The 25,244-nt window shown below is 66.9% G+C and carries 29 protein-coding genes; 5 read left to right on the top strand and 24 right to left on the bottom strand.

Features of this window, described 5'->3' with window-relative positions:
* Positions 1 to 2 precede the first annotated feature (2 nt).
* The 9 genes from ACSSV8_RS01975 to ACSSV8_RS01935 are packed head-to-tail and all read right to left on the bottom strand — an operon-like array spanning position 3 to position 6,812.
* A complete protein-coding gene (locus tag ACSSV8_RS01975) occupies positions 3 to 794 on the bottom strand; it encodes an ABC transporter permease (RefSeq protein ID WP_354536964.1) in 792 nt (263 codons plus the stop codon).
* Complete coding sequence (locus ACSSV8_RS01970) at positions 791 to 1,507, bottom strand: ABC transporter ATP-binding protein (protein ID WP_454281339.1); 717 nt, start codon at positions 1,505 to 1,507, stop codon at positions 791 to 793. Before ACSSV8_RS01970 ends, ACSSV8_RS01975 begins: the two co-directional genes overlap by 4 nt.
* Positions 1,494 to 2,177, bottom strand: a complete 684-nt coding sequence (locus ACSSV8_RS01965) for an ABC transporter ATP-binding protein (RefSeq protein ID WP_454281338.1) — start codon at positions 2,175 to 2,177, stop codon at positions 1,494 to 1,496. The genes ACSSV8_RS01970 and ACSSV8_RS01965 overlap by 14 nt, the downstream gene beginning before the upstream one ends.
* On the bottom strand, positions 2,141 to 2,893 hold the full coding sequence (locus ACSSV8_RS01960) for an ABC transporter permease (RefSeq protein WP_454281337.1): 753 nt from the start codon (positions 2,891 to 2,893) through the stop codon (positions 2,141 to 2,143). The genes ACSSV8_RS01965 and ACSSV8_RS01960 overlap by 37 nt, the downstream gene beginning before the upstream one ends.
* Positions 2,883 to 3,848 (bottom strand): ABC transporter substrate-binding protein, encoded by a 966-nt coding sequence (locus ACSSV8_RS01955; protein WP_454281336.1) that lies wholly within the window; start codon positions 3,846 to 3,848, stop codon positions 2,883 to 2,885. Before ACSSV8_RS01955 ends, ACSSV8_RS01960 begins: the two co-directional genes overlap by 11 nt.
* 28 nt (positions 3,849 to 3,876) lie before the next feature.
* Positions 3,877 to 4,137, bottom strand: a complete 261-nt coding sequence (locus ACSSV8_RS01950) for a PepSY domain-containing protein (RefSeq protein WP_454281335.1) — start codon at positions 4,135 to 4,137, stop codon at positions 3,877 to 3,879.
* 16 nt (positions 4,138 to 4,153) lie between these two features.
* A complete protein-coding gene (locus tag ACSSV8_RS01945) occupies positions 4,154 to 4,615 on the bottom strand; it encodes a hypothetical protein (protein WP_454281334.1) in 462 nt (153 codons plus the stop codon).
* 26 nt (positions 4,616 to 4,641) lie between these two features.
* A complete protein-coding gene (locus ACSSV8_RS01940) occupies positions 4,642 to 5,613 on the bottom strand; it encodes a YVTN family beta-propeller repeat protein (protein ID WP_454281333.1) in 972 nt (323 codons plus the stop codon).
* Between the two features lie 11 nt (positions 5,614 to 5,624).
* Positions 5,625 to 6,812: an ABC transporter substrate-binding protein gene (locus tag ACSSV8_RS01935; protein WP_454281332.1), complete on the bottom strand. Its 1,188-nt coding sequence runs from the start codon at positions 6,810 to 6,812 to the stop codon at positions 5,625 to 5,627.
* Between the two features lie 142 nt (positions 6,813 to 6,954).
* Between ACSSV8_RS01935 and ACSSV8_RS01930 the strand changes: the two genes are divergently transcribed.
* Genes ACSSV8_RS01930 through ACSSV8_RS01920 form a run of 3 tightly spaced genes read left to right on the top strand, consistent with a single transcriptional unit; the run spans position 6,955 to position 8,892 of the window.
* On the top strand, positions 6,955 to 7,443 hold the full coding sequence (locus ACSSV8_RS01930; protein ID WP_454281331.1) for a DUF3280 domain-containing protein: 489 nt from the start codon (positions 6,955 to 6,957) through the stop codon (positions 7,441 to 7,443).
* On the top strand, positions 7,440 to 7,982 hold the full coding sequence (locus ACSSV8_RS01925) for an SRPBCC family protein (RefSeq protein ID WP_454281330.1): 543 nt from the start codon (positions 7,440 to 7,442) through the stop codon (positions 7,980 to 7,982). Before ACSSV8_RS01930 ends, ACSSV8_RS01925 begins: the two co-directional genes overlap by 4 nt.
* 13 nt (positions 7,983 to 7,995) lie before the next feature.
* Positions 7,996 to 8,892 (top strand): YncE family protein, encoded by an 897-nt coding sequence (locus ACSSV8_RS01920; RefSeq protein ID WP_454281329.1) that lies wholly within the window; start codon positions 7,996 to 7,998, stop codon positions 8,890 to 8,892.
* Here ACSSV8_RS01920 and ACSSV8_RS01915 read toward each other — a convergent pair.
* The 7 genes from ACSSV8_RS01915 to ACSSV8_RS01885 form a co-directional block, all read right to left on the bottom strand.
* Positions 8,886 to 9,425 (bottom strand): PQQ-dependent catabolism-associated CXXCW motif protein, encoded by a 540-nt coding sequence (locus ACSSV8_RS01915; protein WP_354536952.1) that lies wholly within the window; start codon positions 9,423 to 9,425, stop codon positions 8,886 to 8,888. The genes ACSSV8_RS01920 and ACSSV8_RS01915 overlap by 7 nt on opposite strands.
* Positions 9,422 to 10,267 (bottom strand): substrate-binding domain-containing protein, encoded by an 846-nt coding sequence (locus ACSSV8_RS01910; protein WP_354536951.1) that lies wholly within the window; start codon positions 10,265 to 10,267, stop codon positions 9,422 to 9,424. Before ACSSV8_RS01910 ends, ACSSV8_RS01915 begins: the two co-directional genes overlap by 4 nt.
* Positions 10,251 to 10,745: a c-type cytochrome, methanol metabolism-related gene (locus ACSSV8_RS01905; protein ID WP_354536950.1), complete on the bottom strand. Its 495-nt coding sequence runs from the start codon at positions 10,743 to 10,745 to the stop codon at positions 10,251 to 10,253. Before ACSSV8_RS01905 ends, ACSSV8_RS01910 begins: the two co-directional genes overlap by 17 nt.
* 74 nt (positions 10,746 to 10,819) lie before the next feature.
* Entirely contained in the window at positions 10,820 to 12,622 is a 1,803-nt protein-coding gene (xoxF5, locus tag ACSSV8_RS01900; protein ID WP_454281328.1) for a lanthanide-dependent methanol dehydrogenase XoxF5, read from the bottom strand.
* A gap of 132 nt (positions 12,623 to 12,754) precedes the next feature.
* A complete protein-coding gene (locus ACSSV8_RS01895) occupies positions 12,755 to 13,135 on the bottom strand; it encodes a c-type cytochrome (RefSeq protein WP_454281327.1) in 381 nt (126 codons plus the stop codon).
* Complete coding sequence (fghA, locus tag ACSSV8_RS01890; RefSeq protein WP_354536947.1) at positions 13,132 to 13,989, bottom strand: S-formylglutathione hydrolase; 858 nt, start codon at positions 13,987 to 13,989, stop codon at positions 13,132 to 13,134. Before fghA ends, ACSSV8_RS01895 begins: the two co-directional genes overlap by 4 nt.
* Positions 13,986 to 15,098: an S-(hydroxymethyl)glutathione dehydrogenase/class III alcohol dehydrogenase gene (locus tag ACSSV8_RS01885; RefSeq protein WP_354536946.1), complete on the bottom strand. Its 1,113-nt coding sequence runs from the start codon at positions 15,096 to 15,098 to the stop codon at positions 13,986 to 13,988. Before ACSSV8_RS01885 ends, fghA begins: the two co-directional genes overlap by 4 nt.
* A 179-nt stretch (positions 15,099 to 15,277) precedes the next feature.
* On the opposite strand from ACSSV8_RS01885, the gene ACSSV8_RS01880 reads away from it, so the two are divergent.
* Positions 15,278 to 15,919, top strand: a complete 642-nt coding sequence (locus tag ACSSV8_RS01880; protein WP_354536945.1) for a hypothetical protein — start codon at positions 15,278 to 15,280, stop codon at positions 15,917 to 15,919.
* Positions 15,920 to 15,929: 10 nt separating this feature from the next.
* Here the strand turns inward: ACSSV8_RS01880 and ACSSV8_RS01875 are convergent, their stop codons facing one another.
* The 5 genes from ACSSV8_RS01875 to ACSSV8_RS01855 form a co-directional block, all read right to left on the bottom strand.
* Positions 15,930 to 16,469, bottom strand: a complete 540-nt coding sequence (locus ACSSV8_RS01875) for an RSP_2648 family PIN domain-containing protein (protein ID WP_354536944.1) — start codon at positions 16,467 to 16,469, stop codon at positions 15,930 to 15,932.
* Positions 16,466 to 17,662: an RSP_2647 family RNA methyltransferase gene (locus ACSSV8_RS01870; protein WP_454281326.1), complete on the bottom strand. Its 1,197-nt coding sequence runs from the start codon at positions 17,660 to 17,662 to the stop codon at positions 16,466 to 16,468. The genes ACSSV8_RS01875 and ACSSV8_RS01870 overlap by 4 nt, the downstream gene beginning before the upstream one ends.
* A 38-nt stretch (positions 17,663 to 17,700) precedes the next feature.
* Positions 17,701 to 18,336 (bottom strand): DUF6778 family protein, encoded by a 636-nt coding sequence (locus tag ACSSV8_RS01865; RefSeq protein ID WP_454281325.1) that lies wholly within the window; start codon positions 18,334 to 18,336, stop codon positions 17,701 to 17,703.
* A gap of 103 nt (positions 18,337 to 18,439) precedes the next feature.
* Positions 18,440 to 18,712 carry a hypothetical protein gene (locus ACSSV8_RS01860; RefSeq protein WP_354536941.1) on the bottom strand — a complete coding sequence of 91 codons (273 nt, stop codon included), beginning with the start codon at positions 18,710 to 18,712 and terminating at the stop codon, positions 18,440 to 18,442.
* 3 nt (positions 18,713 to 18,715) lie between these two features.
* Positions 18,716 to 21,502, bottom strand: a complete 2,787-nt coding sequence (locus ACSSV8_RS01855) for a [protein-PII] uridylyltransferase family protein (protein ID WP_454281509.1) — start codon at positions 21,500 to 21,502, stop codon at positions 18,716 to 18,718.
* A 92-nt stretch (positions 21,503 to 21,594) separates the two neighbouring features.
* Between ACSSV8_RS01855 and ACSSV8_RS01850 the strand changes: the two genes are divergently transcribed.
* Complete coding sequence (locus ACSSV8_RS01850; RefSeq protein ID WP_454281324.1) at positions 21,595 to 22,062, top strand: YbaK/EbsC family protein; 468 nt, start codon at positions 21,595 to 21,597, stop codon at positions 22,060 to 22,062.
* A 131-nt stretch (positions 22,063 to 22,193) separates the two neighbouring features.
* On the opposite strand, the gene rsmA is transcribed toward ACSSV8_RS01850, so the two are convergent.
* Genes rsmA through ACSSV8_RS01835 form a run of 3 tightly spaced genes read right to left on the bottom strand, consistent with a single transcriptional unit; the run spans position 22,194 to position 25,242 of the window.
* The gene (gene rsmA / locus ACSSV8_RS01845; RefSeq protein ID WP_454281323.1) at positions 22,194 to 23,045 is read right to left on the bottom strand and encodes a 16S rRNA (adenine(1518)-N(6)/adenine(1519)-N(6))-dimethyltransferase RsmA; all 852 of its coding nucleotides are present in this window, start codon (positions 23,043 to 23,045) and stop codon (positions 22,194 to 22,196) included.
* Positions 23,042 to 23,998, bottom strand: coding sequence for a 4-hydroxythreonine-4-phosphate dehydrogenase PdxA (gene pdxA / locus ACSSV8_RS01840; protein WP_454281322.1), 957 nt, complete (start codon positions 23,996 to 23,998; stop codon positions 23,042 to 23,044). Before pdxA ends, rsmA begins: the two co-directional genes overlap by 4 nt.
* Positions 23,995 to 25,242 (bottom strand): peptidylprolyl isomerase, encoded by a 1,248-nt coding sequence (locus tag ACSSV8_RS01835; protein ID WP_454281321.1) that lies wholly within the window; start codon positions 25,240 to 25,242, stop codon positions 23,995 to 23,997. The genes pdxA and ACSSV8_RS01835 overlap by 4 nt, the downstream gene beginning before the upstream one ends.
* Positions 25,243 to 25,244: the final 2 nt, after the last annotated feature.

Genomic DNA, 25,244 nt, shown 5'->3' with positions numbered 1-25,244 from the left:
CGCTACCCCTTGCGCCGCATGAGCGCGCGGCCCGGATCATAGGCCCAGATCGCCAGCGCCCCGAGCGCCGTGGCCCAGCCCAGAACCCACAAGAGAGCGCCCGAATTCAATTGCAGATAGGCCGCAAATCGAATGAGTTCGACCGCGTGGGTAAACGGGTTGGCGGCGCTGATATCGTGCAGGATCTCCGAGCTTTCGGCCATGCGCCAGAGCGGGTAGAGCGCCGAGGAGAGGAAAAACATCGGGAAGATGACGAAATTCATCACCCCCGCGAAATTCTCCAACTGCTTGATGAAGCTCGACAGAACCAGCCCGAGCGCCCCCAGCATCAGCCCGGCGGGAATGAGCGCGGGCAAGACGGCGACATAGCCCCAGCCCGGCAGGGTGACGCCGAAAAGCGCCGCCGCGCCCAGAAAGGCATAGACCTGAAGCACCGAAATCAATGTCGCCCCGAGCAGGCGGCAGAAAAGCAGCCAGCCGCGCGGAAAGGGGCTGGTGAGCAAGAGCCGCATCGACCCCATCTCGCGGTCATAGACAAGGCTGAGCGAGCTTTGCATGCCGTTGAAAAGCAGCACCATCGCGCAGAGCCCCGGCACGATATAGGTCTCGTAGGTGATATAGGTCTGGTAGGGCGGGATGATCGAGAGGCCGAGTGCGGCCCGGAACCCGGCGGCAAAGACCACCAGCCACACCAGGGGGCGCACAAGGGCCGCCAGAAACCGCTCGCGCTGATGCACGAAACGCAGGAATTCGCGCGCCATGATCGCGCGCATGACACCGAGATACGCGCTCATGTCACGGCCTCCGTGTGCGTCAGGAACCACTCGGCCAGCGGCTGCCCGCCCCGTATGTCCCGCGTCACCCCATCGGCCAGGATACGCCCCTGATGCAGCACCAGAAGCCGGTCGCTGTCGCGCACCTCGTCGGTCAGGTGCGTGGTCCAGAGCACCGCCAGCCCCTCATCGGCCAGATCGTGCACCTGCGCCACGATCGAGGCGCGCGCGGCGGCGTCAAGCCCCACGGTCGGCTCGTCCAGAAGCAGGACGCGCGGCTCATGCAGCAGCGCGCGCGCCAGTTCCATCCGCCGCCGGTGCCCGCCATTGAGCGCGCCGACCTTCTCATGCGCGCGCTCGGCCATCGAAAGCCGCGCCAGCGCCGCGTCGATGCGCGCATCGAGGCCCTTGCGCGGCAGGCCGTGCAGGGCAGCGAAATAGGCCATGTTCTGCCGCACCGTCAGGCTCAGATCAAGCGTCGGTTGCTGAAACACCACGCCAAGCGCGCCAAGCGCCCGGCGCGGCGCGGTTTGCAGGTCGTGCCCGGCGATGGTGATGCGCCCCTCGGGCGCGACCAGAAGCCGGGTGAGACACGAGACCAGCGTCGACTTGCCCGCGCCATTGGGACCCAGCAATGCGCAGAAGGTGCCACGCGGCAGGGCAAACCCCACCCCGTCAAGCGCCTGTTTCGCACCGTAGCGATAGCGCAACCCGCTGACCTCAAGCTCGGCCATGCCCCTCCCCCGTCTCATTCGTCCCACCCTGCCCCGGCGTTGCGTCCCCCGCAAGGGTCGCAGGTCGCCCCGAGAGGCGCAGGATGCGCGTGGCCAGCCGCGCCGCCTCAACCTCGGAATGGGTGACCAGAAGCGTGGCGGGCCGCGCTTCGGCGATCAGGCTCTCGGTGAGGGCGAGCATCGCCTCGGCGGTGGCCGCGTCGAGCGACACGAACGGCTCATCGAGGATCAGCAATTCGGGCCGCCCGGCAAAGGCGCGCGCCAGCGCCAGCCGCCGTTGCTGCCCAAGCGAGAGCTGCCCCGGAAAGGCCGCCGCCTTGTCGCCCAGCCCGACGCGGTCAAGCGCCGCCTCTGCGTCGCTCTCGCTCAGACCCGGATGGACCAGCCGCAGATTGTCACGCGCCGAGCGCCACGGCAGAAGCACCGGCTCCTGAAACACCATGGCAAGGCGGTCGGGGCGGGTCACCTCCCCCTCGTAATCGCGGTCGATCCCGGCCACGATCCGCAAAAGCGTGGATTTGCCGATGCCTGAGGGGCCGAGGATGGCCACCACCTCGCCCGCCGCGATGGAAAACGCCACCGGCCCCAGCACCGGGGTGCCGCCAAACGCCTTGGCACGGATCGCCACATCGGTCATGCCGTGCGCCAGCGCCGCACGCGCGCCTCCCATGGTTGCAACACCAGCCATTCCACCGCCAGCATCACGGCGATGAACGACAGCGCATAGACCAGCACCATCGCCACATCGAAAAGCTGAAAATACATGTGGATCTGAAAGCCAATCCCGTTGGAGCGGCCAAGAAACTCCACCACCAGCACGATCTTCCATATGAGAGCCACGCCTGACCGCGCCGCCCCCGCGATATAGGGGGCCAGTTGCGGCAGGATGACATGGCGCAGCCGGGTGCGCGCGGGCATCGCATAGACCCGCGCCATGGCATCGAGATCGGGGCTGAGCGCGCGCGCGCCCTCGCGCAGCAGGGTGGCGACATTGGGGATCTTGTTGAGGCTGACGGCAAGGATGGCGGCCACCTCGGTCAACCCGATCCAGAGATAGCACAGCACGATCACCACCAGCGCGGGCAGGTTGAGAAACACCACCAGCCACGGATCGAGCCAGCGATCGGCCCGCGCCGAGCGCCCCATGACAAGGCCAAGCGCCACGCCGATCCCCATCGCCAGCACGAAGGCCGCGATCACGCGCCCCAGCGTTGCCGCAAGATGGCGGAACAATTCGCCGCTGCGAACCTCTTGCAGGAAGGGCGCGGCCAGATCCCACGGCGCGGGCAGGATCATCGCGTCCCCGGTCAGCAGCGCGGCGATGATCCAGAGGCCCAGAAGCGCCGCAAGCGAGAGTGCGGTCGTGCCGCGCCCCTCAGGTGACATCGGCAAGAAGCCCCTCTGGCAGGTCGCGCACCGGCCCCATCAGCGCCGCGCCGCCCAGTTCCGCCATGAGCGCCAGCATCGCGCGCGCGCCTGCCGGATTGACCGGCCCACGTCGCGGCACACCGTCCAGCCAGCCCGCGCGCAGGGCGGCGAATTCCGCGTCCTGCGTGGCCCCCATCAGCGGGCGCAGCGCCTCCCACGCGGCATCGGAGCGGGCCAGAACCTCTTTCGCCTCGCGGCTGGCATCGTAGAATGCCTGCGCAAGACCGGGATGGGCGGCAAGATAGCTTTCCTTGAGGTAGTAGCCGATCAGCGGCGTCTCGGGGTCAAGCCCGAGCGCGCCCGCCGCCTGCGCCACCGAGACCAGATCACGCATCCCGCCCGCGCGCATCCGCGCCAGGAAATGCCAGAAATTCACCGCCCCCCCATAGCCGCCGCGCAGGGCCGATTTGTAGATGAGCGGCGGCGCGCCATAGACCTGTTCGGTCTCGGCCTGCAAATCCATGCCGTACTGCGCCTGCGCATAGGCGCGCAAGATCAGCCATGACTTGTCGAGCGGCCCGCCCGCAATGCCGATCTTGGTGCCGCGCAAGTCCGCCAGCCCCTGCGCCATGCTGTCCCCCGGCACGACAAGCCCGCCCACGGCGCGCGAATAGGGGATCATCACATAGTCGCGCCCCGCCACCCGCTGCCGCGCCAGCCAGATCATGTCGCTCACCGCCAGATCGGCCGCCCCCCCCTCCACCGCCAGATGCGCGGCGGTGCCGTCGGCATAGCCCTGCACCTCGAGGCGAAAGCCGTGCTTTGCGTCCAGTCCCTCGCGCAGGATGGTCTGCAATTCCCAGTTCACCGTGCCGATTTGCAGCACGGCGGCGCGGATCACGGGCCGCTCCTGCGCAAATGCGGGCCAGCCGAGCAAAAACGGCAGCCCCAGAAACAGGCGGCGGGAGGGCAAAAGCCCCCCTGCCCGCGCGTGGCCCGGATCATTCCGCACGTTGCTCGATTACCTCGAAATCGGCGTTGAGCTTGATGTCGAACTGCTTGCCGCCCTCGCAGATCACATCGTCAAGATCATAGCCGCCATCGTCCAGTTCGATATCGTCGGGGTCCATCTGGCAGTTCATATCGGCCAGCAGCGCCTCGATCGTCGCGATGGTCTCGGCATCGGGGTGGTCGTCTTGGTGCGCCGCGAACGCGGGCACGGCCAAAAGCCCGGCAAGGGCAAGTGTCATCAGGTGTTTCATGGCAGATTCCTCATGGTTACTGGATGGAAAACGTCACTTGCTGGCTTTCGCCGGTCGAGCCGGGGATACGCAGGACATGGCGGCCCGGCTTGATGGCGATGAAGGACAATTCCACCGTGCCCGCCTTGTCGAATTCGATCGAATCGATGGCCATCGGGCGGATTTCGATGCTGTTGATCACGATCTCGTTCATCCAGATGGCGCGAAAGAAATCCGGGCCCGACACGGCCAGTTCCGCCGAGCCGTCGGCAGTGATCTCAAGCTTGTAATAGGCCCCCGATTCGAGGACATGATCCTCGCCCAGAGGCTGACCCGAAGCCAGCGTCAGGTGGATCGTCTCGCCCCGGTTACACTTGGCCAGAAGCCCGGCAAAGCCCAGATTGTCGCAGAGCGGCGCGGCATGGGCGGGCGTTGTGGCCATGGGGACCGCGGGTGCGGCCAGCAGGGCCAGCGCGCAGGCGGTCAGAATTTTTTTCATCTCTCGTCTCCCTTTCCGGTTGTCGGTCAGTCGATGGTCACGACGCCCCAGGGCGCCTGCCCCACCGGGATCGAGCGGATCGCCTTTTCGGCGGCCACGTCGATCACGGTGATGTCGTTGGAATTGCCGTTAGTGCTGAGCAGGTATTTCTGGTCAGGCGTGAAATCGAGCTGCCAGACGCGCTGCCCCACGAGGATGTAATCCAGAACCTCAAGGCTCTGTCCGTCCACCACCGCGACGCGGTTGGCGGGCCCCAGCGCGACAAAGACGCGGGCACCGTCCTCTGTCACCTTGACGCCCACCGGTTGCAGCCATTCGGGCTGCACGCCCGGCACCTCGAAACTGATCTTGCCCACCACCGTGGGTGTGCCGTCGGGGGCAATATCCATCGCCGTCACCGTGCCGCCGATTTCGGATGACACATAAAGCCGCGTTCCATCGGCCGTGTATTGCGCGTAGCGCGGGCGCTGATCGACCAGCACGTTGTGCTTGATCTCGTAATCCTCGGTCGAGATGAAATGCGCCATGTTGGTGGTCTCGGAGGTGTTGACCACGAACCTGCCATCGGGGCTGATGCCCATGCCCTCGGGCTCTACCCCCACGGGGATCTCCGCGAGGATGGTGCGCGTCTCGGTATCGGTCACGGTGACAAGGTTGTCGTCCTCGTTGGCGATGTAGAGCCGTTTGCCGTTCTCTTCGAGGATGAACAGTTCCGGGTCCGGCCCCGAGGGAAGGCTGGGCAATTCCTCGTAGGTTTCGGTGTCGAAAACGCGCACCAGATCGTCATCCGAAGCGCACACATAAAGCTTCTTGCCATCGGGGCTTGCGGTGATGCCGCGCGGACGGTTGCCGCCGGCAAACTCGGTCAGCACCTCCCATGTGTCGGTGTCGATCACGGTGATCGTATTGCCGCGCTCGTTCGAGACAAAGGCCTTGCCGGCCATCGCCGGGGACAGGCCAAGGGCCACAAGGGCGGTGCTGAGCAACAGGGTTTTCATGCGCGTCTCCGTCAGTTGAAAGCGGTGCAGGCGGATTCGGGGCGGTCCAGCCCCAGCGTATCAAGCGGCGAGACCTGATGCAGAAAGCCCTCCTGCGGGCTGACGCTCACCGTGGTCCAGCCGTCATAGAGCAGGATGGGCTGGCGCAATTGCCCGTTCCAGTCGCGGAACGTGACCTTCTGCCCCTTGAACGCGGCCAGTTCGAACGCATCCGAGAGCGCGTAGGCGCGGATCGTGTCAGGCTCTGCCGATCCGGTGCGCGTCACCGCCTCGCCGATCACCCGCAGCGCCAGCCAGACGTTGTAATCCTCGGGCGCCACGCGGCGCTGTGTCAGCTTCTCGAAACGGGTCTGGAACTGCGTTGCGCCCCAGGCCTCGTGCGCGGCGTGCATCGAGACGGGCCGCAGCCCGCCCGATCCCATCACCGGGCGCGGCGTCCAGAGGTGATAGGGCAGGTATCCGGCAAAATAATCGGTGGCGTCGGCGGCAATCACCACGTCATGCGCCCGTGCCCCCTGCATGAAAAGCGGCAACTGGCGCTGCACCAGAACATGCCCCGAATCGGTGCGCCGACTGCCGCCGGTATCCTCGAACACCCGCTCTTCGACCAGCTTGGCCCCGAACTTGCCCGCCGCGCGGTGGAAGGCCTCGCCCAGGGCCTGGTCGGCGGGGTTGGAACCGGTCACAAGGAGCCACTCGCGCCATTTCTTCCACACCGCGAATTGCGCCACCGCATCGGCCAGCATCTGGTTGGAGGGGGCGATATGCATGAGGTTGGCGCGGCACTCGGTATCGCGCAATTCGGTCTCGGGGGCGGAGGCGTTGAAGACAAGCGCCCCCGCCTCCGCCGCCCGATCCGCAAGGCGCAAGAGGTCCGCGCCCCCGGCCTGCACCACGACAAGGCGCACGCCATCGGCAAGGATCGCGTCAAGCGCGGCATCGGCCTCCTCGGGCAGGGCGGCGTGAGTGGTGGTTGAATAGCCGTGCCCGAGAAACCGGCCCGTGGTGCCGTTATCCTCATCCGCCAGCACAGCACCCGCAAAGCCGATATCGTCCGCGCGCAGATCGTGGCGCGAGACCGGCAGCAGGCGCGGATACTCCACCCGCAGCACGGCTGCGCGCACCTCGACCGCATGGGCCGCCTGTCCTGTTAGAATAAGAATGGAGAGCGCAAGAAGCGCCTGTCTCAAGCCTGACATTCGTTCCTCCCTTGCCCGTTGCGCACCTCTGCCAGGATGCACGCGGGTTTCTCCCGAGACACCCGCGACCTTTGTCCGGGTTGCAAGACTCACCTTATCAAGCCGATTCTAAAGCTCGATTCTTATTTTATAAGAGTGCGCCATGAGGCTGATAACATTAGTGTTTCTTGGATTCGCCTCGGCAGCGGCCGCAGGCGAGAGGGTGGCGTTTTTCGGCCTCACCCTGCTCGACGAGTCCCTGCAAAACCAGACGCAAGGCGCGGACCCGGCACAGGCCGCCCGGATCGCCATGCTGGAAGAGATCGTGCGCGACCGCTTTGCCGCCGAAGGCTTTGATCTGGTGGATATCTCCCCGGTGCAGGCCGATCTTGACCGCATCGTGAACCCGGCCAAATGCTATGGCTGCGACACGCGCATGGCCACCAAACTGGGCGCGGATTTCTCGCTGGTGGGCGAGGTGCACAAGGTCTCCAACCTCATCCTCGCCATGAACCTGCAACTGCGCGACGCCGCGACCGGCGATCTGGTGCGCGGCGGTGTTGTCGATATCCGCTCGAACACCGATGAAAGCTGGCAGCGCGGTATGCGCTACATCCTGAAGAACCGCATTTTTCGTGAGGAGGAAAAATGAAAAGACGTCTGTTCCTGATGGCGGCGGCGGCGATTGCGCTCCCGTCGCTGGCGCTCGCCCATGGCCCGACGCGGCAAAAGGTGACGGTCACGGCTGAACTGGCCGCCGAACCGGCGGAAGTCTGGGCCGCGATCGGCAATTTCCAGGACATGAGCTGGCACCCGGCGGTGCATGGCTCGACCGGCGAGAACGGCAACGCCATCGACGCCACGCGGCGGCTTGTTCTGGGTGGCGAGGGCGGCCCGACCATCGACGAAGAGCTTTACAAATACGACGCGGACAAGATGACCTATTCCTACCGCATCACCGAGGTGGATGTGGCAGTGCTGCCGGTCACCAATTATTCCGCGCATCTGACGGTCAGGCCGCGCGACGGCGGCGGCTCGGTCGTGGAATGGCGCGGCGCGTTCTATCGCGGCTATCCCAACAACGATCCGCCCGCCGAGTTGAACGACGAGGCCGCGATTGCCGCCGTGACCGGCGTCTATCAGGCGGGGATGGATGCGCTGATCGAGCGGTTCGGTGCGCCGGGCAGCTAGGGCGCTGGCACTCGTGGCCCTCGCCGCACCGGCTGGGGCGGACATGGCCTATGTCACCTGCCAGAGCGGCGACACGCTCTCGGTGATTGACCTGGCCGCGCTGACGGAGGTGGCCCGCTGGCCGCTGCCCGGCAAACCTGCGGGCGTGGCGGTGGCGGGGGGGGCCGTCTATACCGTCGCCACCGACGCCAAGACCGTGCGCCGCCATACCCTTTCGGGCGCGCTTCTGGCCGAGGTGGTGCTGGACGGCGGCCCCATCGGGATTGCCGTCGATGCGGCGCGCGGGCGGGTGTTCGTGTCGGACTGGTATGAGGCGCGGGTGCGGGTGCTTGATGCCACGACGCTCGCGCCGCTGAGCGATCTGGCCACCGGGGCCGCCCCGGCGGGGCTGGATCTGTCATCGGGTGGCCGTTTCCTCGCCGCCGCCGAGCGCGATGCCGACCGGGTCTCGGTCTTTGACGCGATCACCCTCGCGCCGCTCTGGCGGGCACCCGTTGGCACCCGGCCTTTCGGCCTGCGTTTTGCCCCCGACGGGCGGCTCTTCGTGGCCAATGTCGGCAGCGATGATGTCACCGTGCTTGACCCCGAGACCGGCACCCCCCTTGCCACAGTCCCGGTCGGCGCGCGCCCCTATGGGGTGGCCTTTGCGACGGGCCGCGCCTTCGTCACCAACCAATATGCCGAAACGCTGAGCGTCATCGCCCTCGACACCCTCGCCCCCGTCGCCACGCTCGATACGGGCGAGTATCCCGAGGGGGTGGACAGCACCGGCGACGGGCGCATCGCGGTCGCCAACTGGTTCTCCAACACGCTGAGCGTGATCGACGCCGCAACGCTGGATACCATAGCCGAGATAGAGACCTGCGACGGCCCGCGCGCCTTTGGCGCGTTCATCGCGCGCGATCAGTAGCCCGGTTCGGGCTCCACCTCCTCCAGCGGATAGCCCGCCGCCGCCCAGCCATCGGTGCCCTCGGGCAGCCAATGGACATTGGTATAGCCATACTCCATCGCGCGCCGCGCGGCGTTCCACGACATCCAGCAATCGGCGAGGCAGAAGATCACCAGCGGCGCGGCCACATCGCCGCCCGTTGCCCTGTCCAGACCGGCCTTGAAATACGCCTCCGTCTCATCCGCAATCGCGCCGTAGCCCACATTCGGCAGCCACGTCGCGCCGGGGATCGAGGGGCGCGGTTTTTCGCGCCAGATCGTGCCTGCGGGCAGATTGGCGGGCTTGGGCGGGCGCGGCAGGACATCGACAAAGACCGCCCCCCCGGACCAGAGCGCCCGCGCCTCTTCGGCCGTCAGGACCGTCGCACCCGGCAGATCATCGGGCACCGGCGCGCGGTAATTCTCCATCCGGTAACTCTCGGGCGCACGCACACCCTGCGCCACCGCCGTGACCGAAAACGCCAGCAGCACGGCGAGAAAGGCCGCGTGTCTCATTGCCCCGGCCCCACCAGCGCCGTGCCCATGTCATTGGCGAGCGGCACGCCCGCCTCATGCAGCAGCGCGTCGATCTCGCCCTGATGGCGGCGGATCAGCGAATTGAGCTTGCGCTGCCAGACCTTCTCGCCCTGCCGCACGCCCATGGTGATGCGATAGAAGAGACGCGGCGCGCCCTCCTCACCCACCAGCGGAATGACCTTGAGGCCGGGATGCGACTGCTTGACCAGCGGCCCTCCCAAAGGCCCCCAGAGGATCGCCGCGTCGATCTCGCCCGCCTCCAGATCGGCCAGCATGTCCTGCGCCGGACTTTGATAGCGGCGGTCCACCACCAGCGGGTAGGGTTTGGCGCGCGCAATCAGCCCGTGCCGCGCCAGATGGCCACCGGGCGGTGTGCCCGCGACAATACCGATGCGCCGCCCCTTGAGGCGCGGATCGGCCAGCGTCTCGACCCCGGCCAGATCGCCGCCTTCCGGCACGATCAAGGTATAAACCGAGGTCATGTAGTGATTGGTGTTGAGCACAAGCTCGTGCCCCTGCGCGAAACCGATCACGATATCGCATTTCTTGTCGCGCAGCGTGTTGCGGATAAAGCCGGTGGACATCGGATACCACTCGTAAGCGACCGGCACGCCAAGTTTTTCCGCGATCAGTTCGGCCAGCGCATTTTCATAACCCGTGCCATCTTTGGACGACATCGGCGCGTTGGCCGGATCGGCGCAGACGCGCAGCGCGTCCGCCGCCACCAGATCGGAGGTCTGCGCCTGCGCGCCTGCCGCAAGCCCCGCACTCAGCACGAGACCTGCCGCCAGACGGCGTAGCGGCTCAGCCCATGCAGGCATGTTCCGCCTCGGCGATCTCATCGGATTTGGCATCCTTCTTCGCAGGGCGTCCACGGGCCACGGCATCGGTGCCGCGCGCCTTGAGATAGACGTAGATATCGTCAAGATAGCACATGACGTTCCGATTATCGCCGAAATGCGGCATGACCGAATTGCCATTCACGCGTCCGTTCACCACGACATCGACGAAATCGTAGTAATCCATGCTCAGGGCCGATTTCTTGAGCGCGGGCGCATAGGTCGAGCCCTCGCCATCGGGGCCGTGGCAGACATGGCATTCCGAGTGGTAGCGGCGGAAGCCCGAGAAGGTGAGCCAGTCCACGGTGCCATCCTCGGCCACGTTGAAGGTCGGGATGTCGTCCTCGGTGAAGTAGCGCCCGCCTTCGTCATAGGCGGCAGTGATGTTGTCCTGCGCGGTGGCGGCGGTGCCTAGAGCCACTGCCAGCCCGGCGGCGAGAAGCCGTGGAATGAATGTCATGCTGTCCTCTGTCTGGTCTTGGAGAAGCGGCGCGGGGGTGATGCGCCCCCGCGCCGTTCCGGTTTCAGGCCCGATCAGTCAGGCAGGGCGAATACGGTCAACTGACCACCCAGAGCGGTATAGTCGCTGAGCGCGGCATAGCCGCCCACGGCACCCAGACCGTCATTAGGATTGGTCAGACCCGCCGCAAGGCCGATCCCGGCCCAGCCGCCGACACCCGACAGGATGCCGACATACTGCTTGCCGCCCTGCTCATAGGTCATCACGTTGCCGATGATGCCCGAGGGCGTCTTGAAGCGGTAAAGCTCCTCGCCCGTCTCGGCGTGCACGGCCTTGAGATGACCTTCGAGCGTGCCGTAGAACACCACGTCGCCCGCCGTGGCCAGAGCGCCCGACCAGACCGAGAACTTCTCGGGGATTGACCACTTGATCTTGCCCTCGATATTGTCCCAGGCGATGAAGTTGCCCATGCCGCCATGGCTGTCCGGCGCAGGATACATCGCCAGCGTCGCGCCCACATAGGGCTGACCGGCGGTATAGCTCACGCGGAACGGCTCGTAATCCATGCAGACATGGTTGGTGGGCACGTAGAACGTTTCCGTCCGGGGCGAATAGGCCGCCGGCTGCTGGTCCTTGGAGCCAAGCGCCGCCGGACAGATGCCGGTGGAGTTCACGTCCTCGCCGTTCTGCGCGGTCGAATACTGCGCCACCACCGCCGGACGCCCGAAGGTGGCCGAATTGGGGTCCATATCGACGCCCGTGGTCCAGTTCACCGCCGGATCGAATTTCTCGGCCACGAGCAACTCGCCCGTCACCCGGTCGAGCGTGTAGCCAAGACCGTTCCGGTCGAAATGGGTGAGCAGCTTGCGCTTCTCGCCGTTGATCTCCTGTTCCGTCAGGATCATCTCGTTGACGCCGTCGTAATCCCATTCGTCATGGGGCGTCATCTGGTAGACCCATTTCGCCTCGCCCGTGTCGATGTCGCGCGCGAAGATGGTCATCGACCACTTGTTGTCGCCCGGACGCTGCGCCGGGTTCCAGGTCGAGGGGTTGCCCGAGCCGTAATAGAAGAGGTTCTCTTCCAGATCGGCCGAATACCAGCCCCAGGTGGTGCCGCCGCCGATCTTCCACTGATCGCCTTCCCAACTGTTGAGCGAGCTGTCTGGGCCGACGGGCCTGCCGAGCGCGGTGGTCTTTTCAGGATCGAACAGAAGCTGGTCGTCAGGGCCGACCGAATAGGCGCGCCACAGGCGTTCGCCGGTTGCGATATCATAGGCCGTGACATGGCCCTGAACCCCGAATTCGCCGCCCGAGATGCCGACGATGACCTTGTCCTTGACGGGCAGAACGGTGGCGGTGTTGGTCTCGCCGATGGAGGGATCGCCATTCGTGGCCTCCCACTCGACCTGCCCGGTATCCGCGTTGAGCGCGACGATCTTGGTATCGGCCTGGTGCAGGATGATCTTGCCATCGGCATAGGCGACGCCGCGGTTGACGGTGTCACAGCACATCACCGGGATCACGTCCGGATCCTGGCGCGGCTCGTATTTCCAGATGATCTTGCCCTCATTGGCCAGATCGAGCGCATAGACGATATTCGGGAACGGCGTGTGCACATACATCGTGTCGCCGATCACCAGCGGCGAGCCCTCATGCCCGCGCAGCACGCCGGTCGAGAAGGTCCAGGCAACCTGAAGCTTGCCCACGTTGTCGGCGTTGATCTGGTCCAGTTCCGAAAAACGCTGGTTCTTGTAATCGCCGGTCTGGATCACCCATTGCTTGGGGTCGTTCATCTTGGCGACGAGATCATCGTTTGCCATGGCCATGCTGGCCGTGCAAAGCGCGATCCCGGAGGTCAAAAGCGTGAGCTTTCTCATTCTTGCTCCTCCCTGAGCAGCGGCAGGTCTGCCGCGGTTAGGTGACGACCGTTTCCGCAGGAAACGGCCGTCCTTGGCTTACGGTGACGGGCCGGTCTCTCCAACGCCCCGCCGCCGCAATCTCGCCGCGACCTACTGCGAGAAGGTCGCGAGATAGGCGATCACATCGGCGCGCTCTTCCTCCTTGCGCAGCCCGGGGAACGCCATTTTTGTTCCTTTGGCATAGTCCTTCGGATTGGTGAGGAAGGCAGCAAGCTCTTCCTCGGTCCAGACCGCGCCAGATGCGCCCTTTTCCGTAAGCGTGTCGGAATATTTGAAATCCCCGACCGACGCGACCGCGCGGCCCACCACCCCCGTCAGCACGGGACCCACGCGGTTCTTGGCATCGTCGCCGACCATGTGGCAGGCCTTGCACTTGTTGAACACCTTCTCGCCAGCAGCGGCATCGCCCTCTGCCGCAGCCATCAGCGGCAGGGCGGCAAGGCAAAAGCTGGCAATGGTCAATCGTTTCATTCAGTCACTCCCTGAGGTTGTTTGCCTGTCAGGCGTTCAGCATGCCACGCGACGTGATCGGCGGCAAACGAAGATACGAAAAAATAGGAATGGTCATAGCCCGCTTGCAGCCGGAATTGCCCCGCCTGCCGCCGCTTCGCCATCGCCCCGGCCAGTGCCTCGGGCATCAAGAGATCAAGGAAGTTGTCGGCAGTTCCCTGATCCACAAGGATATCTCCCTTCCAGCCCCGCTCCTCCAGCAGCAGCACGGAATCGTGATCGGCCCAGGCGCTCTCATCCTCTCCGAGATAGGCACCCAACTGCTTGCGCCCCCAGTCAGAGCGCGTGGGATGCGCGATCGGGGCAAAGGCCGAGAGCGAGCTGAACATCTCCGGGTTGCGCAGCGCCAGCGTGAGCGCGCCGTGACCGCCCATGGAATGGCCGGTGATGCCGTGCCGGTCGGCCAGCGGAAACGCGCCCATGACCAGCCCACGCAGGTCGCCCAGGACATAGTCATACATGCGGAAATGCGGTGCCCAGGGCGCACGGGTGGCATTCACATAGAACCCCGCCCCCTGCCCCAGATCATAAGCCCCGTCATCGGCCACACCCTCGCCGCGCGGGGAGGTGTCGGGAAAGATCACCGCCACCCCATGCCGCGCCGCATGTTCCTGAAATCCGCCCTTGACCATGGCATTTTCATGCGTGCAGGTCAGACCCGACAGATACCACAGCACCGGCACCGGGCCATCCGCGACCTGTGGCGGCAGGTAGAGGCCGAAGGTCATGTCGCAATCGCACACCTCCGAGCGGTGCCTGTAGACACCCTGCACACCACCGAAGCTTCGGTTTTCGGAGACGGTTTCCAAGCTCAATACTCCACCACCGCGCGAATGCTCTCGCCCCGGTGCATGAGGTCGAAGCCGTGGTTGATCTCGTCAAGCGTCAGCTTGTGCGTGATCATCGGGTCGATCTCGATCATGCCGTTCATGTACATGTCGACGATCTTGGGCACATCGGTGCGCCCGCGTGCGCCGCCGAACGCCGTGCCGCGCCAGACCCGGCCGGTCACAAGCTGGAAGGGCCGTGTGCTGATCTCGGCCCCGGCAGGTGCCACGCCGATGATGACGCTTTCGCCCCAGCCCTTGTGCGCGGCCTCGAGCGCCGTGCGCATGACATTCACGTTGCCGGTGGCGTCGAATGTGTAATCCGCGCCGCCCCCGGTCAATTCCACCAGATGCGCCACCAGATCGCCCGTCACGTGCTTGGGGTTCACGAAATCGGTCATGCCGAAATGCGTCGCCATCTCGACCTTGCCGGGGTTGAGATCGACGCCGACGATCTGTTTCGCGCCCGCCAGCCGCAGTCCCTGAATGACATTGAGGCCGATGCCGCCCAGCCCGAACACGATTGCGGTGCTGCCCAGTTCCACCTTGGCGGTATTGATCACCGCGCCGATGCCGGTGGTCACGCCGCAGCCGATGTAACAGATCTTGTCAAAGGGCGCATCCTTGCGCACCTTGGCCAGCGCAATCTCCGGCACAACCGTGTGATTGGCGAAGGTCGAGCAGCCCATGTAGTGATGAATGGGCGTGCCGTCGAGCATGGAAAACCGCGTCGTGCCATCGGGCAGAAGGCCCTGACCCTGTGTCGATCGGATGGACTGACACAGGTTCGTCTTGGGGTTGAGGCAATAGTCGCATTCGCGGCATTCGGGCGTGTAGAGCGGGATGACGTGATCACCCACCTCAAGGCTCGTCACCCCCTCGCCCAGCTCAACCACCACGCCCGCGCCCTCATGGCCGAGGATGGCGGGAAAGATCCCTTCGGGATCGTCGCCCGAGCGGGTGAACTCGTCGGTATGACAGAGGCCCGTGGCCTTGATCTCGACCAGAACCTCGCCTGCGCGGGGCCCCTCGAGATTGACCTCCATGATCTCCAGAGGCTTGCCTGCCTCCACTGCAACTGCCGCTCTCGTTCTCATGTGATCCTCTTGTTTTCAAGTGTGTGACAATGGCCCGATGATGGCGCGCCATACACTCACTGTCCACGGCAGTATGCGAGTGAGCCCGCGCGCCGAACAATTGCGACCTTGGTAGGTAGTGCGCGCGGTGGACAGGGCACCGAGGCTTCCGCATAGTGAGACCAAGAGGAGATTGCGCGATGAAACAAGGACCCTGCCCCGCCCCGCTCCGACGTCTGGCCGCGCTCGCGCTCGCAGGCATGATCGCCGCCGGGCCGGGCATGGCCGCGGATTTCTCCGATCCCACATGGCCCTGCATCCAGCGCAAGGTGGGCGCGCTCTCCGTCGGGCTGATGTGGCCCCATCCGATCCCCGACGAGGTGCCGGGCGATCCCGCTTTGCGGGCCGAGATCGACGCGTTGGCCGCGCGCCTTGCGCTGCGCCGTCTCGACCCCGAGGCGCTGCGCCCCGAGATCGTCGGCTTTGCCGCCCGCCATGACGGGTCTCCGGAAATCCTTGGCCGGGTCTTTGCGCAGGCGTTCGATACGCTCTCGACCCGTCGCGGGCATGTGATCAAGGGGATCGAGAATTTTTCGCTCAGCCAGATTGCGCTGGCCGAGCGCGTCAAGGCGGCGCGCGCCGAGATGACGGGCCTCATGGCTTCCGACAGCCCGGATTTCGACCGGATCGACGCGCTCGAGGAACAGATCGACTGGGACCAGACGATCTATAGCGACCGGCAGACCACCATCACCTATCTCTGCGAGACGCCGGTGTTGATCGAACAGCGCCTGTTTGCACTGGCGCAGATGCTTCAGGGCGCACTCCGCCCGCCGGGCTGAGGCGCGGACGCTATCCGAGCGCCTTGGCCAGACGCGGCAGGCGCGCCTTTTTCAGAAGCGGGCGCATCTCCCACTCCCGCGCCGAAAGGTGCCGCGCGGTCGCCAGCACCTGCACCGCCACGCCGCCCACCATCGCCGGTTGCGCCTGCCAGATGCCGTGCAGAAACGCATCGGGATCGGCCCGCCACAGCCCCTCCTCGGCCAGGATGTTGCGCGGGAAGTCGCGCGCATTCAGCGTCAGGATACCGTCGGCATGACCCGCGACCGCGGCCGCCAGGACATGAATATCCGCCGGGTCCGGCAGGTAGAGCCGTGCCTCGAGACCGGGCGGACAGGTGATGCAGCCACGCGGCCAGCGCGCCGCCATGCGCGCGGCCTCGGCCTCGGCCTGCGCGCGCCCCTCGGGGCCGTGCCGCGATGCCGTATGCTGCCATTCTCCCAGCAGGCGCGGCGACCAGAGTGGATCAAACGCCCCCGCCGCCGCCACCCCCAGCAGCATCTCGCGCATCACCGTGGGATAGAGCAGGCAGGCGTCCAGAACCACCTTCATAGGCGAAAGAACAGCGCCTTGAGATAGCCCGATTCGGCCAGTTGCGGATGCAGCGGATGATCCGGTCCGGCAAAGCCCGTGCGGATCAGCGCCCCCGCCCGCCCCGCGCGCCCGATGCCACGGGTGCAGGCGGTGCGGAACCGCGCCAGATCGGCGGCGTGGGAACAGGAGCACAGGCCCAGATACCCACCCTCGGCCACAAGACCGGCCGCCAGCCGCGCCACCCGCTCATAGGCGCGCAAGCCCTTCTCCAGCGCCGGTTTCGAGGGCGCAAAGGCGGGCGGGTCGCAGATCACCACGTCAAAGCGCGCGCCTTCGGCCGCCAGCGCCTCCATCACCTCGAACGCATCGCCGCGCCGGATTTCGAGCCGCGCGGCCATCCCCATGCGCGCCGCCCCCTCGCCCGCCAGATCAAGCGCGGGCTGCGAGCCGTCGACCGCCAGCGCGCTATCCGCCCCCCCGGCAAGGCAGGCGAGCGCAAAGCCGCCCACATGGCTGAACACGTCGAGCACCCGCGCCCCCTGCGCCAGCCGCGCGGCAAAGCCGTGATTGGGGCGCTGATCATAATAGAGGCCGGTTTTCTGACCACCTGTCAGATCGGCCATATAGGTGGCCCCGTTCATCGCCACCGGCACCGGACCGCCCGGCGCAGAGCCGGCCAGAACCGCGCTTGCATCGTCGAGACCCTCAAGCGCGCGCGCGCGCCCCGAGGCGTTCTTGAGCACATGCGCCACACCCGTCACCGCCTGCACGGCGGCGGCCAGATCGGGCAAGAGCGCCTCGGCCCAGGCGGCATTGGGCTGGATCACCGCCACATCGCCGAAGCGGTCGATCACCACGCCGGGCAGGCCATCGGCCTCGGCATGGACAAGGCGGTAATAGGGGGCATCGAAGAGCCGCGCGCGCAGGGCATGGGCGCGGGCAAGGCGCGAGATGAGCCAGTCACGGTCGATCCGCGCGGCCGGATCACGGTCGAGCATCCGCGCCATGATCTTCGAGGCAGGATTGACCGCGACCACGCCAAGCGCCTCGCGCGCATTGTCCTCCAGCAGGGCGATCGTGCCGGGGGCCAGCGCGCGCGTGCGGCGGTCGATCACAAGCTCGTTGTCGAATACCCAGGGGCTGCCGTGGCGGATCGCGCGGGCATCGGTCTTGGGCAAGAGGCGTATAACGGGATAAGGGAGCGGTGTCATACCGCCCCCTTTAGGCCCTTTGCGCGGGCTGGGAAAGCTCAGATACGGTTGAGCGTGCGCAACATGGCGACCGCTTGTGCCGGGTCGCCTCCCCCGGTGGACAGCTCCTCGCGGATCACCTGCGCCAGATGCTCGGTGATGCGCACCTTTTGCGTGATCCCCTTGCGTTCGGCGTTGATGGCCTCTTGCCCGCCAAGCGCGCGAAAGCTGGCATCGACGGATTTCGGCGCGGTGAGCACGGCACCGGTCGCGGCGTCGCGCAGCACATAGCTGAACCTGATCCCGTGCCGTCCGCCGACGGTATAGCGCGCCTTCTCGCTCAGCGCGTGAAACCGCTCCAGTTCCACATCGAGCACGACCGGCACCGTGCCTTGCGGCAGGCTGGACGCGCCTCGGTCAAATGCCGTCTCGAGGATGGCCTTGACCTGTGCGTGCCGATCACCGGGCGCTTCCTCGCGCCAAACGATATCGCCCGACGGCAAATAGCGGTTGGCCTCCGAGACCTTGAGCGATTTCGGCACCGAAACACGGATCTCCTGCACGTGGATCGGAAGCGCGGCAGGCGCGCTCAGCAACACGTCAAGCGGTGCGTTGCGGCTGGCTGTTTCGGGGCTGGCACAGGCCGCAAGGCCAAGGCCAAGCATCAGCGCGGTACCAAGTTTCACAATACGCATGTCATACTCCATCGGCTGAGCCTTGTTTCTCACCCCGTGGATGCGCGCCTAATAAGGCGCATTTTAGACGAATCCGGTGCATTCCAGCGGCGGGACTCTCCGGTCAGTCGCGCGGTCGCGAGCGCCAGCCTCCCCGGCGGCGCGGGCGCGCGGCGCTCTCCAGCCCCTCGCGCAGAACGGCGGTCATCGGATGATCGGGATGGTCGGGTGCGTGTCGGGCGATCAGCGCCTCCAGTGCGCCGCGCACCTCCTCGCCCTCGGGCACCGCCAGCGCCCAGTCAAGAAAGATAGACCGGCATTCCCCCGGTCCGATCCCCTCGATCCGATATGCCTCGCGGATGAGGCCTTTCGCGTCATGCACCTCGCCGCGTGCCATGGCCTAGCCTTCCCTTTCCCCAAGCGCCCGGTCGATGACCTTGGCCGCCGCCCCGCAGAGCGCGCCCAAGCGCCGCTCCAGCGCCTCAAGGCTCTCTGCCCCGCTCTCACGCAAGACAAGCGCCGCCCCCCCCTCGCCGATCCGGTCCGGGGCCAGCACCGCACCGTTCAAGAGGCGCGCCACCATCTGCACCTGCCAGCAAAGCGCATAAGCCTGCCCCAGCGCTGCGCCATCCGCGGCATCCATCCAGCCGGTTGCGACAGCGCCCTCGAACCCGGCCGCGACATCGCGCGCGCCCTGCCCCGCCAGCAGGTTGCCCGCCTGCGCCACCAGCTCCTGCTCCATCAGCCGCCCCGGCCCGAGCTTTACATCCCACGCCCCCTCGGGCGGCTTGGCACCGGCCACGCGGGCGCGCATCTCGGCCACGGCGCGGATCACGTCGCCCCGCGCGTGCCCGCCCGCCAGAAGGCCTGTGCGAAACGCCTCGACATCGCGCGCAAGGCTCTGCTCGCCGCAGATCACCCGCGCCCGCGTCAACGCCAGATGCTCCCAGAGCCACGCCTCGCCCTGCTGATAGCTGCGAAAGGCGGGCCAGCTTGTCGCCACCGGCCCCTGATTGCCCGAGGGGCGCAGGCGCATGTCCACCTCGTAAAGCCGCCCCTCGGCCATGGGCGCGGTCAGCGCGGTGATCATCGCCTGCGTGAGACGTGCATAATAGGGCCGGGGTGCCAGCGGGCGGCGCCCGTCCGACCCGTCCGCCCCTTCGGCGTCATAGATCACGATGAGATCAAGGTCAGACCCGGCATTGAGCCGCCCCGCCCCGAGCGAGCCCATGCCAAGCACCACCGCGCCGCGCCCCGGCGGCGCTCCGTGCTTCTCGCCGAACTGCGCGATCACCATGGGCCAGAGCGCGCCGATCACCGCACCCGCCAGATCGGCATAGTGCGCCGCCGCCGTCCCGGCATCGCTGAGGCCGCGCAGGTGATGCACGCCGACGCGGAAATGCCATTCCTTGTGCCAGCGCCGCGCCTGATCGAGCGCGCGCTCGTAATCGGCCTCGGCGCGCATGACCTCCGCCAGCGCCGCCTCCAGCGCCGCGCGCCCCGGCCATGGCGCAAAGAAATCCCCCGCGATCACCGCGTCGAACACGGCGGCATTGCGCGAGAGATAAGCCCCGAGCGCAGGTGCCGTGCCGACGATATCCACCAGCAGGTCGATCAATTGCGGATTGGCATCGAAGAGCGAGAACACCTGCACACCGGCAGGCAGCCCGCGCAGGAACCCGTCAAAGGCCAGAAGCGCCTCGGCCGGATTGGCGGCGCGGGCAAGCCGCGCAAGGATCTCGGGGCGCAGCCGCTTGAAGATCTGTTGCGCGCGCTCGGACCGCAGCGCCGGATAGCCGCGCCAGCGCGCGATCACCTCCTCGTCGAATTGGGTTTCAGGAGCGGGCGCGGGCGCGGCACCGGTCGCCTCCTGCCGGAAGAACCCCTCGATCAGGTCATCGACCGCCAAGAGCCGCTCGGTGATCTCGGCGCGCAATTCCGCCACGTCACGCCCGGTGAAGGCGGCAAGGCGGTCGAACTCTTCGGGCGTCGTGGGCAAAAGATGCGTCTGCGCGTCGCGCAGCATCTGCACGCGGTGTTCGATCTCGCGGTGAAAGCGGTAATGCGCGGTCAGCGCCTCCGCCGCCTCCTGCGGCACCCAGCCTTTTTCGGCCAGCCGCGCCAGCCCCTCGACCGTGCCGCGCACCCGCAGGTCGGCATCGCGCCCGCCCGCGATGAGCTGCCGTGTCTGGGTGAAGAACTCGATCTCGCGGATGCCGCCGCGGCCCAGCTTCATGTTGTGCCCTTCCAGGGTGAGCGTGCCGCCCAGCCCCTTATGCTCGCGGATCGCCAGCCGCATGTTGTGGGCGTCGTCGATGGCCGCGAAATCGAGGTGCCGCCGCCAGACAAAGGGCCGCAGCGTCTCGATGAACCGCGCGCCCGCTTCCCGGTCGCCCGCGGCCGCCCGCGCCTTGATCCACGCCGCGCGCTCCCATGTGCGGCCAAGGCTCTCGTAATAGGTCTCGGCGGCGGCCATGGCCATGCAGACGGGTGTGACGCCCGAATCGGGGCGAAGCCGCAGGTCGGTTCGGAACACATAGCCCTCGGCGGTGCGGTCGCCCAGCATCGCCGCCATCTTGCGCGTGGCACGCACAAGACTTGCGCGCGCCTCGTGGAAATCCTCGCGCCCAAACCGCCCTTCATCGAAGAGGCAGATGAGGTCGATGTCAGAGCTGTAATTGAGTTCATGCGCGCCCATCTTGCCCATGGCAAAGACGGCCATCCCCGCGCCGCTGTCCAGATCGTCCTCGGTCATGCCCGGCAGCTTGCCGCGCCGGATCTCGGCCCCGAGGGCGGCACGCAGCGCCAGATCACAGGCCAGGTCGGCGAAATCGGTGAGATGCCCGGTGACCTGCTCCAACGGCCAGACGCCCCCCAGGTCGGCCAGCCCCGTCAAGAGCGCCACGCGCCGCTTGGCCATCCGCAGCGCGCTTGGCAGCGCGTCGGGGGCGGTTTCACGCAGGTCGTCGTAAAGCGCGGCCAACGCCGCCTCGGGGGCCAGTGCCGCCTCGATGAGCCACGCCCCTTCCTGCATCACGAGCGACTTCAGGAACGGGCTGCACCCCGCCGCCCCCGCCACCAGATCGGCCAGCGGACCGCCGAGGCCGGGGACATGGGCGCGCGCCTCCGCGCCCTCGGAGGGCTCGAACGGGCGCGGGCATCGGGTGAGGTGGCTGGCAAATGTCATGCCCGCGAGTGATACAGCCACGGCGGGTCTGGTCAATGGCAAGGCCGCGTGAAAAACTCACCCGGCACCGAGACAATACCGACAGGAGACCGATGAGCAAAAGTGTCGCCCGCGTCCGCCGCGCCCTTGCCGAGGCAGGGCTTGATATCGAGCCGGTCGAGATCGGCGACGCCACCACCGCGCAGATGGCCGCCGATCTTGTCGGTTGCGACGTGGCGCAGATCGCCAAGTCGATCATGTTCCGCGACGAGGCGAGCGGCGCGGCGCTGCTTTTCGTCACCTCGGGCGCGAACCGGGTGGATGCCGCGCGCGCCTCGGGCGTGGCGGGTGCCCCTCTGGGCAAGGCCGATGCGGCGCTCATCCGGGCGCAGACGGGCTTTGCCATCGGCGGGGTGTCGCCCGTGGGGCACCTCACCCCGCCGCGTGCGTTCTTCGACCCCTATCTGCTCGAATTTCCAGAGGTCTGGGCCGCGGCGGGCACGCCGCGTCATCTTTTCGGGATCGCGCCCCGGACCTTGCTGGAGATTTCAGGGGCGGAGGTGGCGGCGTTCACGGGGTGAGGTTGGCACCCGCTTGGCGCGACGTTTGGCCCAAAGCGCCACATCAGAGCCAACCCCGCGCGGAATCAAGGCGTGCCCCGCACGCCGCCGCGCGAGCGCCCGACCGCCCCCCGGGCGGGCGCTCGCGCGGCTCAAGGCGTCGACAACTCCGCCAGCCCCCGTGCCAAGGCGCAGAACTGTTCCAGCCCCACCGTCTCGGCCCGCTCCGTGGGCTGAATACCCGCCGCCAGAAGCCGGTCCTCGATATCGGGGGCCACGCCCTTCAGGGCCGCGCGCAGCATCTTGCGGCGCTGGTTGAAGGCCTGCGCCACCACCCGTTCCAGCACCCGTGGATCCGCCGGATAGCGCGGCGCGGGCAGCGCGGTCAGATGCACCACCGCGCTCGACACCTTGGGCGGCGGGGTGAAGGCCTCGGGTGGCAGGTGCATCACGATCCGCGCGTCGCAGCGCCATTGCGCCAGAAGCGCCAGCCGACCATAGGCCTTGGCACCGGGCCGCGCCACGATGCGCTCGGCCACCTCGCGCTGAAACATCAGCGTGAGCGATTGCCAGAACGGCGGCCAGTCGGGCGGCGTCAGCCAGCGGATCAACAATTCGGTGCCCACATTATAGGGCAGGTTGGCGACGATACGGATGGGCGGCGCGAGATGCGACAGCGGATCAAACCCGAGCGCATCGGCATTGAGCACCGTCAACCGCCCCTCTGCGGCCTCTGCGATGTCCTGCAGCGCGGGCAGACAGCGCGCGTCCTTCTCGATGGCCAGCACATGACGCGCGCCCTCCATCAGGAGACCCCGCGTGAGGCCGCCCGGACCGGGGCCGATTTCCAGCACGTCGCACCCCGAGAGATCGCCCGCCTGCCGTGCGATCTTGGATGTCAGGTTCAGGTCCAGAAGGAAATTCTGCCCCAGCGACTTGCGCGCCGAAAGACCATGCGCGGCGATGACCCGGGCCAGCGGCGGCAGGTCGTCAAGCGCGCTCATGCCCGCGCCCGCGCCAGCGTATCCGCCAGCCGCAGCGCCTCGATCAGCGAGGCGGGATTGGCGCGCCCCTGCCCCGCGATGTCGAGTGCCGTGCCATGATCGGGCGAGGTGCGGATGAAGGGCAGCCCCAGCGTCACGTTCACGCCCCGGTCGAAATCGAGCGTCTTTACGGGGATGAGCGCCTGATCGTGATACATGCAAATGGCCGCGTCATAACCTGCGCGCGCATGGGCATGAAACATCGTGTCAGCCGAAAGCGGTCCGCGCAGGTCCATCCCCCCGGCGCGCAACCGGTCCAGCACCGGCGCGATCACCTCGATCTCCTGCCGCCCCATGCGCCCGCCCTCGCCCGCATGCGGATTGAGCCCCGCCACCGCCAACCGGGGTGCCGCTATCCCGAAATCACTGATGAGCGCGGCATGGGTGATGCGGATCACCTCCTCCAGCAATTCGGCGCTCAGCGCCTGCGGCACCTCCGACAGGGGGATGTGGATCGTGGCGGGCACGACGCGCAGCGCGGGGCTGGCCAGCATCATCACCACCCGGCCCACCCCGGCCAGATGGGCGAGATATTCGGTATGGCCGGGAAAGGCGAAACCCGCCCCCTCCTGCAAGGCGTGCTTGTGGATGGGGGCCGTGCAGAGCGCGGTTGCCTCTCCGCCCTGCACCAGCGCCACGCCGCGCGCGATCACGTCGATCACGGCCTGGGCCTGTGCGGCCTGCGGCTGGCCGGGGGTGCGGGGGCCGGGAAAGGGGTGGGCCAGCACCGGCAATGCCCCGACCACCGCCGCCGCCTCCGATGGCCGCCCGATCACCGCCACCGGCACGCCCTCGGGCAGATGCGCCGGATCGCCGATCACGAAGAAGGGCACGGACCCGCGCAAGGCAGACCATGCGCTTGCGGCAATTTCGGGGCCGATGCCCGACGGCTCTCCGCAGGTGAGCGCGATCACGGCTCGACGATCCGCGCCTCGGCCTTGAGCTGTTCGAGATATCCGTCTGCCAGCGACTGGATGCGCTGGTTACGGATGAAGTTGGTGAGGTTTTCCACGGTCGGCGCCTCGCCGTCGATCAGGGGCGAGCGCCCGCACAGCATCAGGAACACAAGGGTTTGACCGTTCGCGCGGGTGAGGTTGGTCGAAACCTCGCCGGGATCGAGCCGGGCGAGTTCGGCGGCGATATCGGCGGGGATATCCTCGGGCGGCAGGGATCCGCGCTCCAGAACCTCGGGCGGCTGCCCGAAAGCCACGCCGTAAAGGTCGTCGCAGGTGTCGACCGAGGCACGGACCTGCGCCGCGCGCGCCAGAGCCTGCTCGCTGCGACCGCCGGGGATGTAATAGGCGGCGTATTCGATGGCGGAATAGCGCGGCGTGGGCGGCTCGCCCTCCGCGATGTCGCGCAGCATGATGAGCGCGATACCGCCCTCGATGGGCAGCGGATCGGAAATCTCGCCCGGTCCGAGGTCAAGCGCGACCTGACGCAGAACCGGCGGCAGATCCGACAGCGCCTGCCAGTTCATGCGCCCGCCCGCGCCGGCCGAGGGCGCGGCGGAATGCTGGCGGGCAAAACTGGCAAATTGCGCCTCGCTCTGCGCGGTTGCGATTCGAGCGGCCAGCGCCTGCTTGGCCTCGGCATCCTCGAGGCTGATAACGGGCAGGACGATTTCCGACAACAGAACCCGAACCGGCGCCCCCCCCGAAAGCGCCCGTGTGGCGCGGTCGATCTCGGCCTCGGAGACCGAGACGCTTGAGGCGAAGCGCGCCCGCGTGAATTCGCGCCAGGTGATTCCGGCCTCGACGAAGGCCCGGAACGACTCCTTGGAGACGCCCGATTGTGCCAGACCGGCGATGAGTTCCTCGGCGGTCATGTTGGCGCGTCCGGCAAATTCCTCCATCCCCTCGGTCACGAATTCCTCGGGAAGGTTCATACCGATCGCACGGGCCGCCTCCTGCTTGAGGCGTTCCTCGATGAGTTGCTCACGCGCAAGGCGGTTGGTGTCGCCCGGTGCGCGAAACAGCGTCAGCATCCGCGCGCGCTGTTGAAGCTCGTAGCGCGTCACCGCCATGTCATTGACGAAGATGACCGGTGCGAAAAGATTCTGCGCCCGCGCCGGAGCCTGCGGCAGGGCGAGAGCCAGGATCAGCGCCAGGCTGAACGCGACAAGCGCGTGCGGGAAACGGGTAAGGCTCGGGGTCATGC

The organism is Roseovarius sp. MBR-79 (genome assembly GCF_053628555.1).
This window is presented reverse-complemented; position numbering and strand designations above follow the sequence as displayed.

What these genes read in the sequence shown, in the direction of transcription:
- ACSSV8_RS01965 (WP_454281338.1), bottom strand. Translation starts at nt 2,177, where the DNA reads ATGGGAGGCGCGCGTGCGGCGCTGGCGCACGGCATGACCGATGTGGCG.
- ACSSV8_RS01860 (WP_354536941.1), bottom strand. Translation starts at nt 18,712, where the DNA reads ATGGCACGCGGCGAGGTGCATGACGCGAAAGGCCTCATCCGCGAGGCA.
- ACSSV8_RS01875 (WP_354536944.1), bottom strand. Translation starts at nt 16,469, where the DNA reads ATGAAGGTGGTTCTGGACGCCTGCCTGCTCTATCCCACGGTGATGCGC.
- ACSSV8_RS01925 (WP_454281330.1), top strand. Translation starts at nt 7,440, where the DNA reads ATGAAAAGACGTCTGTTCCTGATGGCGGCGGCGGCGATTGCGCTCCCG.
- xoxF5 (WP_454281328.1), bottom strand. Translation starts at nt 12,622, where the DNA reads ATGAGAAAGCTCACGCTTTTGACCTCCGGGATCGCGCTTTGCACGGCC.
- ACSSV8_RS01905 (WP_354536950.1), bottom strand. Translation starts at nt 10,745, where the DNA reads ATGACATTCATTCCACGGCTTCTCGCCGCCGGGCTGGCAGTGGCTCTA.
- ACSSV8_RS01910 (WP_354536951.1), bottom strand. Translation starts at nt 10,267, where the DNA reads ATGCCTGCATGGGCTGAGCCGCTACGCCGTCTGGCGGCAGGTCTCGTG.
- ACSSV8_RS01895 (WP_454281327.1), bottom strand. Translation starts at nt 13,135, where the DNA reads ATGAAACGATTGACCATTGCCAGCTTTTGCCTTGCCGCCCTGCCGCTG.
- ACSSV8_RS01885 (WP_354536946.1), bottom strand. Translation starts at nt 15,098, where the DNA reads ATGAGAACGAGAGCGGCAGTTGCAGTGGAGGCAGGCAAGCCTCTGGAG.
- ACSSV8_RS01975 (WP_354536964.1), bottom strand. Translation starts at nt 794, where the DNA reads ATGAGCGCGTATCTCGGTGTCATGCGCGCGATCATGGCGCGCGAATTC.
- rsmA (WP_454281323.1), bottom strand. Translation starts at nt 23,045, where the DNA reads ATGAGCGCGCTTGACGACCTGCCGCCGCTGGCCCGGGTCATCGCCGCG.
- ACSSV8_RS01855 (WP_454281509.1), bottom strand. Translation starts at nt 21,502, where the DNA reads ATGACATTTGCCAGCCACCTCACCCGATGCCCGCGCCCGTTCGAGCCC.
- ACSSV8_RS01960 (WP_454281337.1), bottom strand. Translation starts at nt 2,893, where the DNA reads ATGTCACCTGAGGGGCGCGGCACGACCGCACTCTCGCTTGCGGCGCTT.
- ACSSV8_RS01950 (WP_454281335.1), bottom strand. Translation starts at nt 4,137, where the DNA reads ATGAAACACCTGATGACACTTGCCCTTGCCGGGCTTTTGGCCGTGCCC.
- ACSSV8_RS01865 (WP_454281325.1), bottom strand. Translation starts at nt 18,336, where the DNA reads ATGCGTATTGTGAAACTTGGTACCGCGCTGATGCTTGGCCTTGGCCTT.
- ACSSV8_RS01940 (WP_454281333.1), bottom strand. Translation starts at nt 5,613, where the DNA reads ATGAAAACCCTGTTGCTCAGCACCGCCCTTGTGGCCCTTGGCCTGTCC.
- ACSSV8_RS01930 (WP_454281331.1), top strand. Translation starts at nt 6,955, where the DNA reads ATGAGGCTGATAACATTAGTGTTTCTTGGATTCGCCTCGGCAGCGGCC.
- ACSSV8_RS01915 (WP_354536952.1), bottom strand. Translation starts at nt 9,425, where the DNA reads ATGAGACACGCGGCCTTTCTCGCCGTGCTGCTGGCGTTTTCGGTCACG.
- ACSSV8_RS01870 (WP_454281326.1), bottom strand. Translation starts at nt 17,662, where the DNA reads ATGACACCGCTCCCTTATCCCGTTATACGCCTCTTGCCCAAGACCGAT.
- ACSSV8_RS01880 (WP_354536945.1), top strand. Translation starts at nt 15,278, where the DNA reads ATGAAACAAGGACCCTGCCCCGCCCCGCTCCGACGTCTGGCCGCGCTC.
- ACSSV8_RS01945 (WP_454281334.1), bottom strand. Translation starts at nt 4,615, where the DNA reads ATGAAAAAAATTCTGACCGCCTGCGCGCTGGCCCTGCTGGCCGCACCC.
- ACSSV8_RS01835 (WP_454281321.1), bottom strand. Translation starts at nt 25,242, where the DNA reads ATGACCCCGAGCCTTACCCGTTTCCCGCACGCGCTTGTCGCGTTCAGC.
- ACSSV8_RS01935 (WP_454281332.1), bottom strand. Translation starts at nt 6,812, where the DNA reads ATGTCAGGCTTGAGACAGGCGCTTCTTGCGCTCTCCATTCTTATTCTA.
- ACSSV8_RS01850 (WP_454281324.1), top strand. Translation starts at nt 21,595, where the DNA reads ATGAGCAAAAGTGTCGCCCGCGTCCGCCGCGCCCTTGCCGAGGCAGGG.
- ACSSV8_RS01970 (WP_454281339.1), bottom strand. Translation starts at nt 1,507, where the DNA reads ATGGCCGAGCTTGAGGTCAGCGGGTTGCGCTATCGCTACGGTGCGAAA.